This window comes from Halobellus sp. GM3, from assembly GCF_052545375.1.
This window is the reverse complement of sequence record NZ_JBQWLT010000007.1, coordinates 187,949-203,952: the sequence shown is the minus strand read 5'-3', so window position 1 is coordinate 203,952 and position 16,004 is coordinate 187,949. Positions and strand designations below refer to the sequence as shown.

Here is a 16,004-nt window from a genome sequence, read left to right as displayed (position 1 = left end):
GACACGTCAACGTATACGTTATTGATTGGATAACAGAATACGGGGCATTATTTGATCTATCGACACGTTTTATTGCAGATAATCCGTTGCCGTCGGTATGACAGACGCGTATCAGAGGCGATCGACGTCCGGAGGACCGGGCGGATGACTGCTGGAGGACCGGGCGGATGACGTCCGAAGGGACGGACGGCTCGGGTGGGTACACCGGAGGAGCGCCGTCGAACCGTTTCGAGTCTATCGTCGAGACGATAGCCGACGGCGTATTTACCCTCGACCCAGACGGCACGATCGCATACGTCAACGACGCGATCGAGTCGTTCACCGGAATCGAGCGCGGGACGTTGGTTGGCGCGACATTCGATCAGTTGGTCGATGCTGGCGTACTCGACACCGCGGAGTACGACCGGTTCGCCCAAGCGCTGGTGGTCCTCCGCGAGGACGCGGAGGACGAACGCCGAGTGACGGTCGAGACCACCGACGGAACGAAACTGGAACTGCGGCTCTGTAGTCGCGGTCAGAAAGCGGACGGCAACGGGATCGTCGGCACGGTTCGTGACGTGACGGACCGCGAGCTGGCGCTCGAAACCGTCGAACGGCAGCAGCTGTCGCTCTACCGGCTATACGAGGCCGACGTAAACACGGAACTGACCGCTGAAGAGAAAATCGAGCGAGCCCTCGACGTTGGCTGTGTGTTCCTTGACCTCCCCATCGGGTATCTGTCGTCTGTCGACGGAGACACCCAGCGGTTCGATCGAGTCGTCGGTTTCGAGGGGCTCAAGGACACGTCGATGCCGCTTGAGTCGTCGTACTGCCGGATGACGGTCACAAGCGACGATCCGGTGGCGATCCAGGACGCCGAGACGGACCTCGGGCCGGACGACCCGACGTACGTCGAGACCGGAATAAGCTGTTACATCGGTACAAAGGTCCCTGTCAACGGGGCGGTATACGGGACGTTCTGTTTCGCCGCGGCGGACGCCCGCGACCGGTCGTTCTCGGCCAGTGAACGCGAGTTCGTCCGACTGCTCGGGCTGTGGGCCGGCCACAACCTCGAACGGCAGCGGACCGAACGGGTGCTCCGCAGACTCCAAGAGGCGGGCGGTGAGCTGATGGTTTCCGAGTCGAAGCCAGCAGTCGCACAGATCGCGGTCGACGACGCCGCGGAACTGTTCGACCTGCCGATAACAGCCTGCTGGCGGTACGACGAGTCGAACGACTCGCTCCAACCGCTCGCGGCGACGGATGCGGCCCGCGATCTCGTCGGGGAGATGCCGACGTTCGAGCGGGGCGAAGCGCTCGTCTGGGAGTGTTTCGACGCGAGGGAGGTTCGACAGTTCGAGGACCTTTCTACTGAGGATGGCGGGCACAATATGGACACCTCGTTGTGTTCGGAGATCCACATCCCACTCGGCCAGCAGGGCGTGCTCGTGAGCGGGGCGACAGAGCCACACGTGTTCGAGGGCATCGACGTTGAGAGTCTCTCGCTCCTCGGTAACCTCGTTACGAACGCCCTCCTGGACGTCGAGAAGCAGGAGGCGCTCGCGAGGCGCGGTGTGGCGCTCCAACGACAGAACAAACAACTCGAGGAGTTCGCCCGCGTGGTGGCCCACGACCTGCGGAACCCCCTCTCCGGCGCGGTCGGGTTCCTCGAGATCGCCCGCGAGACTCACGACGAGGCCCACTTCGACCGGGTGAAGAGCTCTCACGACCGGATGCAAGGGCTCATCAACGAACTGCTCGACATCGCCCGCGGGCAGCGCACTGCGGTCGAGCCCCGCAGCCTCTCTCTGGAGGGCGTCGTCGCGGAGGCGTGGTCGTACGTCGACGCGCCCGACGCGACCCTCTCGATAGCGGGCGACTTCGGGGAGATCAACGCTGACGAGACGCGGATGCTCCAGCTATTCGGTAACCTGTTCCGCAACAGCGTCGAACACGCCGGGCCGGGCGTCCGCGTCGAGGTCGGCCCGGTCGATGCTGGCGGGTTCTACGTCGCCGACGACGGCCCTGGGCTCCCCGAGGGCGCGCGCGAAGACGTGCTCACCCTCGGGAGAACCCACTCGGCGAAGGGGACCGGGATCGGCCTGAGCAGCGTGACCGACATCGTCGAGGCACACGGGTGGGAGCTCGAGATCCCGGATACGGCGGTCGGTACCCGGATCGAGATCCGAACCGACGGCGCGGCTGGGCCGGCCAACGCCACGACGGAGGCGGAAGGTTAATGATTCGGGTAGACACGGATACTGACGGATACGTCGCGGGAAGGATATGACACATAAGATCGTTATCGCCGACGACGACGACACGATACGGGAGATCGTCGAATTCAAACTGAGCGGCCGTGACCGGTCCGTGACCGCGTTCGAGAACGGACGGGAGTGTTGGGAGCACCTCGAATCGGGCGACTCCCCGGACTTGATTGTCCTCGACGTTATGATGCCCGGCCTCACGGGGCTTCAGGTGCTCGAACGGATCCGCGAGGCCGACGGCCTCTCGTCGGTGCCGGTGATTATGTTGACCTCCCGCGGACGGGAAGAGCACGTCGTCGAGGGGTTCGAACGCGGCGCGACCGATTATATGACGAAACCGTTCAGCCCGAACGAACTGGTCGCGCGAGTGAACAGCCGGCTCCGATGAGTCGGTCCCGATGATCCCGGAGATCGCTCCAATGACCCTGACGAGGCGGTCCCGATGATCGCCGACGCGGTACTCGTGTGGACCGCTGGGGCAATTGCGCTCTTCGCCCTCGGCGTCGGTGTCCTCACGCTGGTGACGTCCGTATGGATATACTACGTTCGTCGGCGCAACGAACGCGTTCAGGGGAACCTTCGCCCGGAACTGTTCGAGCGGTTGTTCGCAGACGATCCAGACTGGGACGCGTGGGTGTCGAGCCTCTCACGGGTCGAGCGCGGCCGACTCCGGATCCTGCTCGACGAGTACCTCCGGAAGCTGCGCGGGACCGAACACAGCCGGCTCCGCGGACTCGCCTCAGCGCTCGGAATCACGGCGCGGGCCGAGCGCAACGTCGAACGGGGCCGACACCGGTTCCGCGCGCTCACGTGGCTCGCACTGCTGAAGGAACCGGTCGACCCGGACCTGCTCGTCTCGTCGTGTACCGTGACCCCCCGACTCCGCGCCGGTGCCGCGCGGGTGCTTCACGAGAGCGAGCACCCGGACGCGGCCGCGATCGGGACCGAACTGGTCGTCGACGGCGACTCGCTCACCGCGTTCGGGCTCGACACGCTCTATCGTCTCAACAACGGTACCGAGACGCCGCTGCTCACGAGACTAGCCGAAGCGGTCGACGACTGGGACGAGCGATTACTCGTTCAGGTGCTCATCGTCCTCCGATACTGCGACATCGCGGACCCGGACGGCCGGCTCGATTGGCTGCCGCCGCTCCTCTCCCACGACTCGCCGCGAGTGAGGGCGGCCGCCGTTGGCGTCGTCGAACGCCACGGTTGGCGTGAGGCGTTCCAGTCGCGGATCGACATCGGCAGGCTGCTTGACGACTCCGAAGCCGCCGTCCGCCACGACACGTACCTGCTGCTCTCGTCGTGGAATACGGACCGGTCCGCGGCGTGGCTCCGCTGGGCGCTCACGGAGGCCGACGACGCCGACGGCCTCGCGCTTGCCAGAGCCCACCTGTCGCATCCGCGAACCGACGTCTCGAACGCGACACAGCGGTTGGAACCGTTCGTTGACTGGGTGCTCGCCGACGAGGCGGTCGGCCGACGCCGGCGAGTATGGGGTGTTTCCGCCGCATGGTCGTAGACACGGTTCTCACGGCGAGCACGTGGTTCTTCGTCGCCTATTTTGTCCTCATCAACGGCAGCTACCTTGTGATACACCTCGCGGCGCTCGTCGGCATCCGGCGGAACCGCCGCGAGCGACGCGTCGATCCGGCGTACGACATCCACGAGAGCCCGGTGATTCCGGGGATTGCGATCGTCTTACCGGCGTACAACGAGGGGCCGGTCGTCGCGTCCAGCGTCCGGTCGCTGTTGAGCGTCGAGTACCCGGACTTCGAGGTCGTCGCCGTCAACGACGGATCGACCGACGACACGCTCGATCGGCTCCGGAACGCGTTCGACCTCGAACGTGTCGACGCCGATTATCCGGCCGACATCCCCTGTGAGCCGATTCGGGACGTCTACCGCGCGTCCGACGCCGACTTAGTCGTCATCGACAAGGAGAACGGCGGGAAGGCGGACGCGCTCAACGCAGGCGTGTTCTTCACTGACCAGCCGCTGTTCTGTGCCATCGACGCCGACACGGTGATCGAACGCGGCGGCCTTATCGAGATCGTCCGGCCGTTCCTCCGCGACCCCGAGCGGATGATCGCGACCGGCGGCACGGTCAGGGTCGCCAACGGCTGTACGATCCGCGACGGCGTCGTCGAACGGGTCCGTCTGTCCGGGTCGGCGCTGGTGAACCTCCAGACGATGGAGTACATCCGGGCGTTCCTCGCCGGCCGGGTCGGACTGAGCGTGATTAAGAGTCTGCTCATCGTTTCGGGCGCGTTCGGGCTGTTCCGGACGAACGCAGTCCGCGAGATCGGTGGCTACTCGACCGACACGATCACCGAGGACATGGAACTCGTCGTGCGACTCCACCGCCACTTCGGGGACCTCGAAGCGGCGTATCGAGTGGAGTTCGTCCCCGACGCCGTCGTCTGGACAGAGGTGCCGGAATCCCGGCACGTGCTCGGCCGCCAGCGCAGCCGGTGGTTCCGGGGGCTGATCGAGTCCCTGCTGGTACACCGCGGGATGATCGGGCGACCGAAGTACGGCGCCATCGGACTCGTGGCGCTCCCGTTCTTCGTCCTCGTCGAGACCCTCGGCCCGCTGATCGAGGGGATCGGGTACCTGATCGTCCCGATCGCGTTCCTGCTTGGGGTGCTCAACGTCCCCTTCTTTGTGTTGTTCGTCGCCGTCGCGGTCGGCCTCGGCACGCTTATGTCGTGGCTCAGCGCGTTCAGCGAGGTGTACGGGTTCCGGCGGTACGTCCACCCGCGCGACGTCGTCGGGATCCTGTTCTACGGCGTCGTCGAGAACGTGTTATTCCGCCAGTGGAAAGCGTTCGTGGCGTGGAAGGGACTCGTCCAGTTCCTCCGCGGGGACACCTCGTGGGGTGAGATGACCCGCGTCGGACTCGAAAAGTAACGGGACGGGCACGTCACGGACCGACGGGGTCACAGCCGCTCCGCCGCCAGTACCGGAACGGGTGACGTCGACTTCGTCGCGCTCGACCACCCGCTCGTCCGGTCGTCTCTTTGGACCCGGAGATATCGGTACTGAAACGCTCGTCACCCCGTCGTCATCACGGACGGGAGTCCCACCGTTCCGGGGCTGAGACGGACCGCCGCCGATTGCTCGACGGGAGAGTGAACGGGATCTGTGTCGTCATCGGTGACGACTCCAGCCGCGTTGAGCCGATCGAAGAAATCGTCCGGGCGGTCACACCAACGCCCCCGGCGGGAACAAGAGTGAAGATGAGGCGGCCGCTGGGGTCCGGAGAAGAAGTCACAGAAGGGTAGAAGTTCGGGACTAGTTGTTGAACATCTCGCGCATCATCGGGTGCATCTCCATCAGCTGCTCCTCTGCAATCTCCTCGTACAGCTTGTACGTGATAGAGACCGTAAGCAGCAGCCCCGTTCCGGAGACGCCGCCGATGGTTCCGAGCATGTTCGCGAGGACGGCCAGAAGGCCGACGAGCGCGCCGCCGATGACAGTCACCTGCGGGATGTACCGCTCCATCACCTTCTCGATCACCTGCGGGTTCCGCCGGAAGCCGGGGATCTGCATCCCGGAGTTCTGGATCTGCCGGGCGGTCGCTTCGGGACCCATTCCCGTCGTCTCGACCCAGAAGATGGCGAAGATCGCGCCGCCGATGATCATGAAGATCAGGTCGATCGCCACGCGCGCGGCGATCGCCGCGGGCTCTTGGGAGGTGAATCCGAGGAACCACATCCAGTCCTGTCTCGACTGGATCGGCGCGAGATACCAGAACAGGCCGCCGGTGACCTGCCCCTGACTGTACTGACCGAGCCACGCGGGCATCCCCGTCCACCAGTTGTTCAGGATCTGCCCGAGGAACTGGAGGTTCGCCTGCAGCGCGCGAACGAGGATCATCGGCAGGACGCTCGCGTAGATGAGCTTCACGGGGAAGCGACCGCGCGCGCCCTTGACGTTCGCGTGCGAGAGGGGGATCTCCACGCGAACGCTCTCGGCGTAGACGACGATCCCGAAGATGAGAAGCGTCGTGATCAGCGCGAGGATCTGCCCCTGCCCGAGGAAGAGGTCCGAGAGGCCGCCCGGCGTCAGCGGCGATCCCATCTCGACGGCACCGGTGATGATGCCGATCCACGTCGGGAAGAGACCGCTCTGTCCGCCCAGGCTCTGCCAGCTGAACAGCCCGGCGACGAGCTGCTGGCTGACGCCGGCGATGATGAACAGCCCGACGCCGGAGCCGACGCCCCACTTGCTCACGATCTCGTCCATAAACAGGATGAGGACGCCGCCGACGAAGATCTGCGCGAAGATGATCCCTCGCACGCCGCCCGTTCCGATACCGAGCGACTGCCCGAGCGCCTGACTCGGAGGGAGGAAGTTGCCGGCGAACACCATCGGCAGCCCCGTCAGACAGATCATCACGATCACCAGCAGCTTCTGGAGGCCCTGATAGAGCACCTGATCGCGGGGATCGTCGGTGTCGAGTCCCAGTAGGTCCGCGCCGCCGAGCAGCTGGAGCACGATGCTCGCAGTGACGATCGGACCGATCCCCAGCTGCAGGATCGAGCCCTGCGCGCCGGCGAGGATGCTACGGAACTGTCCGAAGAAGTCCGTTCCCCCGCCTCCGGTCGCCAGTCCGAACAGCATCACGTTCGTCAGGAAGAAATACAGCACGAGAATGCCGGCGGTCCAGCCCAGCTTCCGGCGGAACGGGACGTGTCCCTCCGGACGCGTGACTGACGGCATCCGCGTCAGCACCGGTTCGGCGGCCTCCTTCCATCCCATAGATTACTCCTCTGTGTCTTGTGCTTCGGCCGCGTCGTCCTCGTCCTCGGCGGCGAGCTCCTCGCCGCGCTCGGTGAGTTCGACGCTGCCGCCGGCGTCTTCGATGAGTTCGGCGGCGCCCTCGGTGAACGCGTCGGCGACGACGTGCAGCTCCCCGCGGACCTGCCCGCCGCCGAGCACCTTCACGAAGTCGGCCTCGTCGCCGTCCTCGGCGACGTCGCGGGCGTCGATGCGGTAGCCGTCGCCCTCAGATTCCGCGATCCCGTCGGCCGCGAGCAGCGCCACGTCCTCGTCCAGCCGCTGGACGTTGACTTCGGCGACCGTTCGGACCGCGTCCTCGGGACGCTTGAAGCCGTGTTTGCCGATCGGCTCGTAGTTGTGGAACTCGTGTTTGGAGCGACCCGCGCGCCCGCGGCCGCCGCGGTGACCGGCGCCGCGCCGGTTCTTGTGCGTGCCGCCGCCGTGCGTTCGAGAGCCGCGCTGGCGTCGTTTCTTCGAGGTCATCGCATTGCCTCCAGCAGTTCGTCGATCTGCGCCGTATCGTGCTTTCCGATCTGTCCGCCCTCGGTCGTCGGGTGCTTCTGCCCGCGGTGACCGCCGCGCGGCGGGTGCAGTCGAAGCACCGGAGAGAGCCCCTGCTCGCGGAGCGTCGTCTCCTCGTCGACGAGCGCCTGTGCGAGCGACCCGAAGTCGTCGTAATCGGTGTTCTCTTCGAGCCACTCGTCGTCGACGTCGGCCTCGCCCGCCTCGGGCTCGGCGCGCTTTCGCAGGAGCGTCTCGACGACGTCGACGCTCGGTTCGCCGTGTGCGACGTAGTCGTTGACCTTCGTGATCATCCCGCGGTACGTCTCCGTCTCGGGGACGAGCGCGCAGTGGTTCACGCGGTGCACGTTGAGCATCGAGAGCGTGTCGCGCACGGCCGAGCTCATATTGACCTCGCCGCGGAGCTGAACGATAGCCTGCATCACTCGCTCACCTCGCCTTCTCGCTGCTTGGCCGCGGCGCGACGGGGCGTCCGCGACTGCGCCGCGTTCTTCAGCGCGTTGTACGTCGCCTTCGCGAGGTTGACCGTGGTCCGCGTGTTCCCGTTCGAGCGGGTCCAAGCGTCCTGGACGCCCGCCAGTTCGAGGATATTGCGGACCGTCGGGGCGGCCGCGAGGCCGAGCCCCTGCGGTGCGGGCATGATCTCGACGGTGACCGAGCCGGCTTTCCCCTCCGCCTTCCGGGTGAGGGAGTTGAGTCCACCGGCGGAGTCCTCCCACGACCCCGAGCCGCGGTCCACCGAGATGATGTTGAGTTTCGCGACGTTGATGGCCTTCTGGATGGCCGATCCGACCTGGTCGTCCCGCGCCTCGGCGTAGCCGAGGTAGCCGTCGCGGTTACCGATCGCGACGACGCAGCGGAACTTGACCCGGCGGCCGGAGTCGGTCATCCGCTGGACCATATTGATGTCCAGCACCTCGTCGTCCAGTCCGGGAAGGAGCTGGTCGACGAGTTCGTACTCTTTCAGCGGGAGCCCCGATTCGAGGGCCTGTTCCATCGAGGTGATGTCGCCGTCCTGTACCATTCGGCCGAGCCGCGTGCGCGGCGTCCAGCCGTCGTTGTTGCGTTGGCTCATACGTCCTCCTGTAGTCGCTCGAGCACGTCGTCGAAGTGCTCAGGGAGTTTCGTGGCGTCGAAGTCCCCGGCGTAGAGGGGCTCGTCGAGCTGCTCGGCGTACTCGGCGATGTGCTCGCCGCGGTTCCGAGACCAGTCCGCGAGCACCGACTCGTTGTGCGGGATCTCGAGGCCAGCGTCTATTGCTCCTTCCTGTACCGCGAACACCTTGTTTCCGGGCGTCGCGGTGTTCAATCCGATGTCGAGGACGGCCTCTTCGAGGCCGGCGTCGACGGCGCGCGTTCCGGCGAGGAATCCCGTCAGGTACGCGCTGGGAAGGTTCCCCGTGGGGGCCTCCCAGCCGTACTCCTCGAGGTCCTCCGAGGACGCGGCCGCGTGCGTTTCGTCTCCGTCAGGTCCGGGGGTGATCAGCTGCGCCCTGATGTGCTTGTTGCTCCCGCGAGCAACGAGGCGGGGCTTGCCCGATTTCAGCAGGCGCAACCTCTGGTGGTAGTCCGTCCGGACCTCGCGCCGACGTCGCATCGGCACCTTGTAGCGTGGTCCTGTTGCCATTATTCTATCTCCACGTCGTAGTTGTTTCTGAGGTACGCTTCGAGCCGCGCCACGTCTTCGAACTCGCCACCCGACGCCTTGTTGTACACTTCGCGGTACTGCGTCGGCGTGAGCGGGCCGTCGTCGCGGAGTTCTTTGAGGCGACGACGCTGTGCGCGGATGCGGCTGACCCATTCGTCTTTCGAGTTCTTTCGGCCGCCGGCTCTCCCTTTGCGGGAGCCGGGGCCCTTGCGGTGGCCGTAGGCGCGCTTTGCGGCGCGCTCGCGGGCGCGACCCTTGGAGTTGCCCTTCGCGTCCTTGGCGCGAATGACACCCTGATCGACCAGGTCGCGAACGTCATCGCGAGTGATGGCCTCCGCGATCTCGGACTGTTCCTCCGGATCGAACCAGACGCGGCTCTTCCCGACGTCGAGGACGTCTGCCGCCATCCGTTTCTGTGCTTTCAGATCCGTCATTCTTCGACCTCCACTTCGACGTAGGTCGGGTTGAGGACGCGGATCTCGCGGTCCTCAGCCACTTCCTCGATCTGTTCGCGCTTTCGCGCACCGACCTTCGAGGCGATGCGGACGGCCTGCGTGTCCCCGTCGACGCCTTCGAGGTCGTCCACGTTGTGCACGCGCACTTCCTCGAAACCCGAGGGGTGCAGACCGCGCGCGGCCTTCGGCGAGCGGTAACCCGCCTCGACCATATCTCCTTTGCCCTTGATGCCGCGGCGCTGCTTCGAGAGGTTGCCGCGGGGCTTGCGCCACGATTCGGGCACGCGCTTTTTCGCGTGGTACTTCTGACGGCGGAACGCGGGCTTGCCCTCGCGGTGCTTCTGTCCGAGCGCACGCGCCGTCTCGTCGTCGAGCGCGGGCGTCTTCTCGGCGTGACCGCGGGGACGGAGCTCCGTCTCGACGTCCTCGTCTTCCGCTTCGTCTTCGCTCTCGTCTTCGACTTCGGCCTCGGTCTCCTCTGAGACCTCGAGTCCGCCCACGTCGGCCTTGATGCGGGCCGCGAGCGCGTTGCCGATGCCGTCGACGTCTGCGAGTTCCGACTGGCTTGCGGCTTTGACGTCGTCGACCGACTCGTAGCCGGCCTCACGGAGCGCTTCGGCCTTCGAGGGGCCGACGCCGCTGATGTCTTCGAGGGTTTCGATGTCTTCGTCTGCCATCTCAGGCACCTCCGGTCTGCGGCTTCTGCGTGATGTAGACGCCGTCCTGGAAGACGCGCGTGTCCTTGTCCGTCACGCGGGTGAGCTGTTCGATGTCGGCGGCGGTCTGCCCGACGTCCTCTTTCGAGGGGCCCGTCAGGGTGACCACTTCGCCGTCGACCTGTACCTCCGTGTCTCCGCGGATCGGCGTCCGTCGGTCGGCGCGCTCTCCGAGGAAGTTCTCGATGACGACTTCGTCGCCCTCGACGTTGACCTGCATCGGGAAGTGGGCGTAGTAGACTTCCATCTCGTACTCCCAGCCTTCGGTGACCCCGTGAAGCATGTTCGTCACGTGGCTCTCGAAGGTCCCGACTGTCGCGTTCGTCTTGGCGTCCTCCTCCTCGGAGGCGATGACGACCTGGTCGCCCTCGACGCTGACGCTCACGGCGGGGTACCACAGCGTCCGCGTGACGCTGCCGTTCGGCCCCTCCACGGTCAGCTCGAGGTTCGACACCTCGGCGGAGACCTCGTCCGGAATTTCGATTTCTACTCTGGTCATTGTCTCAGTACACGTAGGCGATTATCTGACCACCGATGCCCTGTTCGCGGGCCTCGTAGTGGCTCATGACGCCGTGGCTCGTCGTGACGATGAGCGTCCCGTAGTCTCGGGCGGGGAGGTATCGCTTCTCCCACTTCTCGAACTCGTCTGCGCCCGCGGAGTAGCGGGGCTTGACGGCACCACATTCGTTGATTGCGCCGCTCAGTTCGACCTCGAACCGTCCGGCCTTGCCGTCGTCGACGAACTCGAATCCGTCGACGTACCCGCGGTCGTAGAAGACCTCGAGCACGGAGCCGATGACGTTGGAGGCGGGCTGTATCTCGTGGGACAGGTGCCCGACGCTCTCGGCGTTGTTCACACCGGCGAGCGCGTTAGCGAGTGGATCGTTTCCTGCCATAATTATCGATACTTCTTGAATCCCATCTCGCGGGCGACCTCGCGGAAGCACTGCCGGCACAGGTAGATCTCGTATTTACCGACGAGACCCTGACTGCGGCCACAGCGTCGGCACTCGTGGCTCTGGCCCGTGCGACTGCTCGCGTGCTCACCCGTCTGTTCTGTCTCTGATTCGCTCATGCTGTGTCCTCCGCGTCGACATCGACGTCGAAGGCGTCCTCGACGAACGCGACCGCGTCCTCGGGCGTCAGCCGATGACGGTTCGGAATCGACTGTGCGGCTTTGTCGCGCTTTTTCACGCGGTATCCGGGGCGGACGAGGTTGACCGTCACGTCCAGTCCGTAGATACCGATCTGCGGGTCGTACTCCTGCGAGGGGAAGGCGGTGTGTTCTTCGACACCGAAACTGAAGTTCCCCGTCTCGTCGAACTGCCGCGCCGAGATGTCGGTGATCGGCAGCGCCGTCGCCAGGAACTCCTCGGCCCGTTCGCCGCGGAGCGTGACCTTCGCGCCGACGGGGTCGCCGACGCGCGAGCCGAACTGCGTCGCAGCGCGCGTGGCCGTCGTTCGGACGGCCTCCTGTCCGGCGATCTCCTCGAGGATCTCCTCGGCGTTCGCGAGTTCGCGACCGCCCTCGCCGACGCCCATGTGGACGACGACCTTCTCGACGCGCGGCTGGCGCATCTCGTGGAACTCGGCCTCGCTCATTCGTCGTCACCTCCGTCGTCGGAGTCGTCGACGGCTTCGGCGTCAGCCTCGTCCGTCTCGTCAGTGGTCGACTCGGACGACTCCTCGTCGGCCGAGTCGCCGTCGTCGTCGACGAACTTCTCGTCGATCACGACAACGTACTGCTCGACCGTCTCGAAGGAGCCGTCGTCGTGAGTCACGGCGACGGTGTTGTCGCCGCTGCCCGCCGTGACGGTGATCTCGTCGATCTCGCCGATCTCACCCGAGTGGGTGCCGTCGACGGCGGTGACGAGCGCGCCCTCCCCGTACGGGAAGTGCGCGACGATCTCTTTCGTCTCGTTGTCGATGACGAGCGAGTCTTTCGTGCCGTACTCGCCGCCGTCGTCGACGCGGACGTTCGTGCCGTCGTGCAGCGTGAGCTGCGTCGCGCCGCCGGTGACGTCCCGCTTGCCGACGATCTTGCCGAGTCGGCTCCCGGCCGCGTCGGCGTCGACGGGCGTCAGCGCCAGCCGTCCGCCCTCCTCGGGGAAGACGCGGTAGTACTCTTCGCGCTCGGTGAACGCGAGGATGTCGAACATCCCCACCGGGCGCTGCTCGTCGGAGACGGCGTCGCCGTTGACGAGGACCGTGCCCTCGTTGAGCGCGTAGCGCGCCTCCTTCTTCGAGTCGACGTACCCGAGCACGTCCCGCAGGAGGATGAGCAGGGGGACCCCCGCCTCTCCGTGCGGACCCGCGCCGGCCTTGACGGTGAACGTCGCCGTCTTTCGTTCGACCGGCCAGGCGTTCGGTGCCGACAGTCGCTTCTGGTGTCGCGTCATTCTTCGTCCTCCGTCGCCTGCAGCCGCGCCTCGCGGCGGTCGTCTTCCAGATCCAGTTCGGTCACGCGAAGGTTCGAGGCGTCGAGCGGTCGAGGAACCTCCTCGCCGTCGGCCTTCTCGACCGTCACGTCTTCGACGTGGACGACCGTCTTCGTGAGGTCCACCTCGAGGACTTCGCCTTCCGTGCCGGCGTGGTCCCCGCGGAGCACCTCGACGGTGTCGCCCGCGTTGACGCGAACGTTGCGCTGTCCGTACTCCTCGCGGAGGTCCTCGGACAGCGTCGCGCGGACCTGGGTCTGCCGCTCGTGCAGGGGCGCGTTCTGCGTCCGTGTTCGCTGTTTGCGTGGTTGTTTGCTCATACTATCTCTAGACGATCATCGTCGCCGTCGAGGCGATGCTCCCGAAGCGCTCTGCCACTTCGCGCGCGATCGGGCCCTTGATCTCGGTCCCGCGAGGCTCGTCCATCTCGTCGATGATGACGGCGGCGTTGTCCTCGAACTTCACGCGCGTCCCGTCCGGCCGGCGGATCGATTTCCGCTGGCGGACGATGACGGCATCGAGCACCTGACGGCGCATCTCCGGCGTCCCCTTGGTCACCGAAACGGAGACCTGGTCGCCGATGCCCGCCTTGGGGTGTCGGTTCTTCGTTCCTGAGTAGCCCTTCACGCTGATGACCTTCAGCTCGCGCGCGCCGGTGTTGTCGGCGCACGTGATGAGCGAGCCTCGTTCGAGGCCGCGGGTGACGTCGGCTTTCAGCGCCTCCATCACTCCTCACCTCCGAGGGTCTCGACCACGACGTGAGCCTTGGTCTTCGACAGCGGTCGGGTCTCTGCGATGCGTACCGTATCGCCCACCGCGAGATCCACGCACGGGGGTGCGTGGGCGGGGATGCGACTACGCCGCTTCATGTAGCGGTCGTACTTGGGAACGTGAACGTCGTATTCACGCTCCACGATGACGGTTTTCTCCATGTCTGTGGAGGCGACTGTTCCTTCGAGCGTCTGTCCGCGTACGGAAAGCGTTCCGTGGAACGGACAGTTCTCGTCGGAGCAGGTCTCCTCCGGTTCTTCTACGTTCAGTCCTATCGCCATAATGTGTCACCTGCCTTCTCGGTCCGCAAGGCGGGTCGTGAGAGCAGACGTGTGCCATCCACCGTAACGTAGGCCGCGCCCTCGCAATTCCCGGACGAAGTCCGAGAAGCCGCTGCGGGCCGACCAGACTGACCGGCGGATCGCCCGCCGGCAGTTTCCGATCGAAGTTCGGACGCGGTCCCCGACGCCTTCGCAGCGTCGGCGGCTTCATCTGTGCGGCCGGGCGCATCCCCCCGGGACGGGAGCTCGAATTCGAACGTCGAGCCGCGTTTCGGCACCTGCAGCACCCGAGAGCGGCCGCTCGTGGCCGCGTCGGAGTCGCGATCGCCGGCCGCGGCGGTCGCGTCGCCTTCGCTGACGTCCACGTGCAGCGTCCGCATCGTCTCGACGACGACGCGGCCACGGATCCCGACGAGGTCGGGGTTGGGCGCGTCGACGACGGCCACGCGGAGGCCGTTGAGTTCGTGTCGCGTCAGCGTCTCGGGTGTCAGTGCCATTGTGGTCTCACTCGTCGTCGAGGTCGCCTTCTTCCGCTTGGATCGTCTTGATCCGCGCGATCGTCCGCTTGAGCTCGCCGACGCGTCCCGGGTTCTCCGGAGCGCCACCGGCGGCCTGCACGGCCTTCGTGTTGAGCAGCTCGGTTTCGAGCTCTTCGAGCTCGGCCTCGCGCTCTGCAGCCGTCATGTCGCGGATCTCCGCGGGGTAGAGGATCGCCATTATTCCTCGACCTCCTCGTCGTCGTCAGCGTCGTCCGCTTCCTCGACGTCCGCCTCGGCCTCTTCCATCTCGTTGAGGAGCTCTTCGGCTTCCGCCTCGACCTCCTCGTCGAGGTCGTCGAGTTCCGCCTCGACGTCTTCCTCGCCGTCGTCGACGTCACCGGTCTCGACGGGTTCCTCGTCCGTCTCCTCGATGACCTCTTCGACGACGTCCTCATCGATGACGTCCTCGGGGGACTCGGTGGGGACTTCGACGTCCTCGTCCTCGCCGACGTCGGGGATCTCTTCGGGCTCCTCCTCGAGGAGCGCCTCGACACCCTCACTTTCGGCGACCTGCTCGACCGGCTCGACCTCGACGTCCTCGTGAATCTCGAAGTCGTCGGGCAGCTCCGCGCCCGGCGGGATGATCTTCACGGTCACGCCGATCGTGCCGAGCTTCATCACGGCGACGCCCTGGCCCTCGTCGACGATCTCCTGGGCGGGTTCGCCGTTGTGCTTGATGTAGCCGCGGTTGAACTTCTCCACGCGCGAGCGCGCACCCGTGACCTTCCCGCTCAGGACGATCTCGGCGCCCAGCGCGCCGGACTCCATAATGCGGTCGATCGTCGTGTGGCCCGCCTTGCGGAAGTACCAGCCGCGCTCGAGAGCGTTGGCCAGTCGGTCCGCGACGATGCGGGCGTTCAGGTCGGGTTCGTCGACCTCTTGGACGTCGATCTGGGGGTCGTCGAGGTTGAACCGCTCTTCGAGTTCGCGAGTGACCTTGCGGATGTTCTTTCCGCCCTTGCCGATGACCATCCCGGGCTTTTCGGCCTTCAGGACGATCTGCGTGCCCATCGGAGTCTTCGCGACGTCCATCCCGCCGTAGCCGGCGCGACCGAGTTCGTCGGCGAAGAACTCGTCGATCTGTGAGCGCTGCAGCCCGTCTTCGATGAACTGGTGTTCGTCCGCCATTAGGCTTCGACCTCCTCGGCTTCCTCGACGATGAGTTCGACGTCGCAGATCGGCGTGTTCCACGGGTCGGCGCTCCCGAACGCGCGGGGCTTTCGACCCTGTCGTTCGCCGACCTTGTGGGCGGCGACGTGTTTGATCGTCATCTCTTCCCCCTCGAACCCCTGCTCGTCGGCGTTCGACGACACGTTCTCGAGGAGTTCGAGAAACGCCTTCGAGGCCTTCTCGGGGTAGCGTCCCGCGTCCCAGCCGTCGATGTCGGAGCGGTGTCCGACGCCGGTATTGTGCTGTTTGAACGGAACGGACTGCTTCTCGTCGATGACGTCCCGGAGGTAGTCCTCGGCGTCCTCAACGGTCATCCCCTTGATCGCTCGCGAGATGGCCTTGCTGTGCTTCAGGCTGATGGGCCGATCGCGGAGCATCCCCTTGGCGGTGGTGTCCGGGTCGGCCTCGACGCTGTAGTTGATACCCAT

General features: G+C 65.8%; 23 protein-coding genes. 4 read left to right on the top strand and 19 right to left on the bottom strand.

The features are described 5' to 3' along the window. Positions 1-167 precede the first annotated feature (167 nt). Genes ACT3HL_RS12945 through ACT3HL_RS12930 form a run of 4 tightly spaced genes read left to right on the top strand, consistent with a single transcriptional unit; the run spans position 168 to position 5,162 of the window. The gene (locus ACT3HL_RS12945) at positions 168-2,219 is read left to right on the top strand and encodes a GAF domain-containing protein (protein WP_445087254.1); all 2,052 of its coding nucleotides are present in this window, start codon (positions 168-170) and stop codon (positions 2,217-2,219) included. Positions 2,220-2,265: 46 nt separating this feature from the next. Further along, positions 2,266-2,634, top strand: coding sequence for a response regulator (locus ACT3HL_RS12940; RefSeq protein ID WP_445087253.1), 369 nt, complete (start codon positions 2,266-2,268; stop codon positions 2,632-2,634). Positions 2,635-2,688: 54 nt separating this feature from the next. Then, positions 2,689-3,771 (top strand): HEAT repeat domain-containing protein, encoded by a 1,083-nt coding sequence (locus ACT3HL_RS12935; RefSeq protein WP_445087252.1) that lies wholly within the window; start codon positions 2,689-2,691, stop codon positions 3,769-3,771. Beyond that, complete coding sequence (locus ACT3HL_RS12930) at positions 3,762-5,162, top strand: glycosyltransferase (RefSeq protein WP_445087251.1); 1,401 nt, start codon at positions 3,762-3,764, stop codon at positions 5,160-5,162. The genes ACT3HL_RS12935 and ACT3HL_RS12930 overlap by 10 nt, the downstream gene beginning before the upstream one ends. A 384-nt stretch (positions 5,163-5,546) precedes the next feature. Here the strand turns inward: ACT3HL_RS12930 and secY are convergent, their stop codons facing one another. From secY to ACT3HL_RS12835, 19 genes are read right to left on the bottom strand one after another with little or no spacing between them, the layout of a single operon-like run. After that, complete coding sequence (secY, locus tag ACT3HL_RS12925) at positions 5,547-7,016, bottom strand: preprotein translocase subunit SecY (protein WP_445087250.1); 1,470 nt, start codon at positions 7,014-7,016, stop codon at positions 5,547-5,549. Positions 7,017-7,019: 3 nt separating this feature from the next. Further along, positions 7,020-7,520 (bottom strand): uL15 family ribosomal protein, encoded by a 501-nt coding sequence (locus tag ACT3HL_RS12920; RefSeq protein WP_445087249.1) that lies wholly within the window; start codon positions 7,518-7,520, stop codon positions 7,020-7,022. Beyond that, positions 7,517-7,981 carry a 50S ribosomal protein L30 gene (locus tag ACT3HL_RS12915; RefSeq protein ID WP_445087248.1) on the bottom strand — a complete coding sequence of 155 codons (465 nt, stop codon included), beginning with the start codon at positions 7,979-7,981 and terminating at the stop codon, positions 7,517-7,519. Before ACT3HL_RS12915 ends, ACT3HL_RS12920 begins: the two co-directional genes overlap by 4 nt. Next, positions 7,981-8,634, bottom strand: coding sequence for a 30S ribosomal protein S5 (locus ACT3HL_RS12910; RefSeq protein ID WP_445087247.1), 654 nt, complete (start codon positions 8,632-8,634; stop codon positions 7,981-7,983). The genes ACT3HL_RS12915 and ACT3HL_RS12910 overlap by 1 nt, the downstream gene beginning before the upstream one ends. Continuing rightward, on the bottom strand, positions 8,631-9,185 hold the full coding sequence (locus ACT3HL_RS12905; protein ID WP_445087246.1) for a 50S ribosomal protein L18: 555 nt from the start codon (positions 9,183-9,185) through the stop codon (positions 8,631-8,633). The genes ACT3HL_RS12910 and ACT3HL_RS12905 overlap by 4 nt, the downstream gene beginning before the upstream one ends. After that, positions 9,185-9,640, bottom strand: a complete 456-nt coding sequence (locus ACT3HL_RS12900) for a 50S ribosomal protein L19e (RefSeq protein WP_445087245.1) — start codon at positions 9,638-9,640, stop codon at positions 9,185-9,187. The genes ACT3HL_RS12905 and ACT3HL_RS12900 overlap by 1 nt, the downstream gene beginning before the upstream one ends. Then, a complete protein-coding gene (locus tag ACT3HL_RS12895) occupies positions 9,637-10,338 on the bottom strand; it encodes a 50S ribosomal protein L32e (RefSeq protein ID WP_445087244.1) in 702 nt (233 codons plus the stop codon). The genes ACT3HL_RS12900 and ACT3HL_RS12895 overlap by 4 nt, the downstream gene beginning before the upstream one ends. Position 10,339: 1 nt before the next feature. Further along, a complete protein-coding gene (locus ACT3HL_RS12890; protein WP_445087243.1) occupies positions 10,340-10,876 on the bottom strand; it encodes a 50S ribosomal protein L6 in 537 nt (178 codons plus the stop codon). A gap of 4 nt (positions 10,877-10,880) precedes the next feature. After that, positions 10,881-11,273 carry a 30S ribosomal protein S8 gene (locus ACT3HL_RS12885; RefSeq protein WP_445087242.1) on the bottom strand — a complete coding sequence of 131 codons (393 nt, stop codon included), beginning with the start codon at positions 11,271-11,273 and terminating at the stop codon, positions 10,881-10,883. Positions 11,274-11,275: 2 nt separating this feature from the next. Then, a complete protein-coding gene (locus ACT3HL_RS12880) occupies positions 11,276-11,452 on the bottom strand; it encodes a 30S ribosomal protein S14 (RefSeq protein WP_445087241.1) in 177 nt (58 codons plus the stop codon). After that, on the bottom strand, positions 11,449-11,979 hold the full coding sequence (locus ACT3HL_RS12875; RefSeq protein ID WP_445087240.1) for a 50S ribosomal protein L5: 531 nt from the start codon (positions 11,977-11,979) through the stop codon (positions 11,449-11,451). Before ACT3HL_RS12875 ends, ACT3HL_RS12880 begins: the two co-directional genes overlap by 4 nt. Continuing rightward, on the bottom strand, positions 11,976-12,776 hold the full coding sequence (locus tag ACT3HL_RS12870) for a 30S ribosomal protein S4e (protein WP_445087239.1): 801 nt from the start codon (positions 12,774-12,776) through the stop codon (positions 11,976-11,978). The genes ACT3HL_RS12875 and ACT3HL_RS12870 overlap by 4 nt, the downstream gene beginning before the upstream one ends. After that, positions 12,773-13,135 carry a 50S ribosomal protein L24 gene (rplX, locus tag ACT3HL_RS12865; protein ID WP_445087238.1) on the bottom strand — a complete coding sequence of 121 codons (363 nt, stop codon included), beginning with the start codon at positions 13,133-13,135 and terminating at the stop codon, positions 12,773-12,775. The genes ACT3HL_RS12870 and rplX overlap by 4 nt, the downstream gene beginning before the upstream one ends. Before the next feature lie 7 nt (positions 13,136-13,142). Next, positions 13,143-13,541, bottom strand: a complete 399-nt coding sequence (locus ACT3HL_RS12860) for a 50S ribosomal protein L14 (RefSeq protein WP_445087237.1) — start codon at positions 13,539-13,541, stop codon at positions 13,143-13,145. After that, entirely contained in the window at positions 13,541-13,867 is a 327-nt protein-coding gene (locus tag ACT3HL_RS12855) for a 30S ribosomal protein S17 (protein WP_445087236.1), read from the bottom strand. The genes ACT3HL_RS12860 and ACT3HL_RS12855 overlap by 1 nt, the downstream gene beginning before the upstream one ends. After that, positions 13,858-14,364, bottom strand: a complete 507-nt coding sequence (locus ACT3HL_RS12850; RefSeq protein ID WP_445087235.1) for a ribonuclease P protein subunit — start codon at positions 14,362-14,364, stop codon at positions 13,858-13,860. The genes ACT3HL_RS12855 and ACT3HL_RS12850 overlap by 10 nt, the downstream gene beginning before the upstream one ends. Positions 14,365-14,371: 7 nt before the next feature. Beyond that, positions 14,372-14,584, bottom strand: coding sequence for a 50S ribosomal protein L29 (gene rpmC, locus ACT3HL_RS12845; protein ID WP_445087234.1), 213 nt, complete (start codon positions 14,582-14,584; stop codon positions 14,372-14,374). Next, positions 14,584-15,534 carry a 30S ribosomal protein S3 gene (locus tag ACT3HL_RS12840; RefSeq protein WP_445087233.1) on the bottom strand — a complete coding sequence of 317 codons (951 nt, stop codon included), beginning with the start codon at positions 15,532-15,534 and terminating at the stop codon, positions 14,584-14,586. The genes rpmC and ACT3HL_RS12840 overlap by 1 nt, the downstream gene beginning before the upstream one ends. Next, a complete protein-coding gene (locus ACT3HL_RS12835; protein ID WP_445087232.1) occupies positions 15,534-16,004 on the bottom strand; it encodes a 50S ribosomal protein L22 in 471 nt (156 codons plus the stop codon). Before ACT3HL_RS12835 ends, ACT3HL_RS12840 begins: the two co-directional genes overlap by 1 nt.

What these genes read in the sequence shown, in the direction of transcription:
- ACT3HL_RS12945 (WP_445087254.1), top strand. Translation starts at nt 168, where the DNA reads ATGACGTCCGAAGGGACGGACGGCTCGGGTGGGTACACCGGAGGAGCG.
- ACT3HL_RS12940 (WP_445087253.1), top strand. Translation starts at nt 2,266, where the DNA reads ATGACACATAAGATCGTTATCGCCGACGACGACGACACGATACGGGAG.
- ACT3HL_RS12935 (WP_445087252.1), top strand. Translation starts at nt 2,689, where the DNA reads ATGATCGCCGACGCGGTACTCGTGTGGACCGCTGGGGCAATTGCGCTC.
- ACT3HL_RS12930 (WP_445087251.1), top strand. Translation starts at nt 3,762, where the DNA reads ATGGTCGTAGACACGGTTCTCACGGCGAGCACGTGGTTCTTCGTCGCC.
- secY (WP_445087250.1), bottom strand. Translation starts at nt 7,016, where the DNA reads ATGGGATGGAAGGAGGCCGCCGAACCGGTGCTGACGCGGATGCCGTCA.
- ACT3HL_RS12920 (WP_445087249.1), bottom strand. Translation starts at nt 7,520, where the DNA reads ATGACCTCGAAGAAACGACGCCAGCGCGGCTCTCGAACGCACGGCGGC.
- ACT3HL_RS12915 (WP_445087248.1), bottom strand. Translation starts at nt 7,981, where the DNA reads ATGCAGGCTATCGTTCAGCTCCGCGGCGAGGTCAATATGAGCTCGGCC.
- ACT3HL_RS12910 (WP_445087247.1), bottom strand. Translation starts at nt 8,634, where the DNA reads ATGAGCCAACGCAACAACGACGGCTGGACGCCGCGCACGCGGCTCGGC.
- ACT3HL_RS12905 (WP_445087246.1), bottom strand. Translation starts at nt 9,185, where the DNA reads ATGGCAACAGGACCACGCTACAAGGTGCCGATGCGACGTCGGCGCGAG.
- ACT3HL_RS12900 (WP_445087245.1), bottom strand. Translation starts at nt 9,640, where the DNA reads ATGACGGATCTGAAAGCACAGAAACGGATGGCGGCAGACGTCCTCGAC.
- ACT3HL_RS12895 (WP_445087244.1), bottom strand. Translation starts at nt 10,338, where the DNA reads ATGGCAGACGAAGACATCGAAACCCTCGAAGACATCAGCGGCGTCGGC.
- ACT3HL_RS12890 (WP_445087243.1), bottom strand. Translation starts at nt 10,876, where the DNA reads ATGACCAGAGTAGAAATCGAAATTCCGGACGAGGTCTCCGCCGAGGTG.
- ACT3HL_RS12885 (WP_445087242.1), bottom strand. Translation starts at nt 11,273, where the DNA reads ATGGCAGGAAACGATCCACTCGCTAACGCGCTCGCCGGTGTGAACAAC.
- ACT3HL_RS12880 (WP_445087241.1), bottom strand. Translation starts at nt 11,452, where the DNA reads ATGAGCGAATCAGAGACAGAACAGACGGGTGAGCACGCGAGCAGTCGC.
- ACT3HL_RS12875 (WP_445087240.1), bottom strand. Translation starts at nt 11,979, where the DNA reads ATGAGCGAGGCCGAGTTCCACGAGATGCGCCAGCCGCGCGTCGAGAAG.
- ACT3HL_RS12870 (WP_445087239.1), bottom strand. Translation starts at nt 12,776, where the DNA reads ATGACGCGACACCAGAAGCGACTGTCGGCACCGAACGCCTGGCCGGTC.
- rplX (WP_445087238.1), bottom strand. Translation starts at nt 13,135, where the DNA reads ATGAGCAAACAACCACGCAAACAGCGAACACGGACGCAGAACGCGCCC.
- ACT3HL_RS12860 (WP_445087237.1), bottom strand. Translation starts at nt 13,541, where the DNA reads ATGGAGGCGCTGAAAGCCGACGTCACCCGCGGCCTCGAACGAGGCTCG.
- ACT3HL_RS12855 (WP_445087236.1), bottom strand. Translation starts at nt 13,867, where the DNA reads ATGGCGATAGGACTGAACGTAGAAGAACCGGAGGAGACCTGCTCCGAC.
- ACT3HL_RS12850 (WP_445087235.1), bottom strand. Translation starts at nt 14,364, where the DNA reads ATGGCACTGACACCCGAGACGCTGACGCGACACGAACTCAACGGCCTC.
- rpmC (WP_445087234.1), bottom strand. Translation starts at nt 14,584, where the DNA reads ATGGCGATCCTCTACCCCGCGGAGATCCGCGACATGACGGCTGCAGAG.
- ACT3HL_RS12840 (WP_445087233.1), bottom strand. Translation starts at nt 15,534, where the DNA reads ATGGCGGACGAACACCAGTTCATCGAAGACGGGCTGCAGCGCTCACAG.
- ACT3HL_RS12835 (WP_445087232.1), bottom strand. Translation starts at nt 16,004, where the DNA reads ATGGGTATCAACTACAGCGTCGAGGCCGACCCGGACACCACCGCCAAG.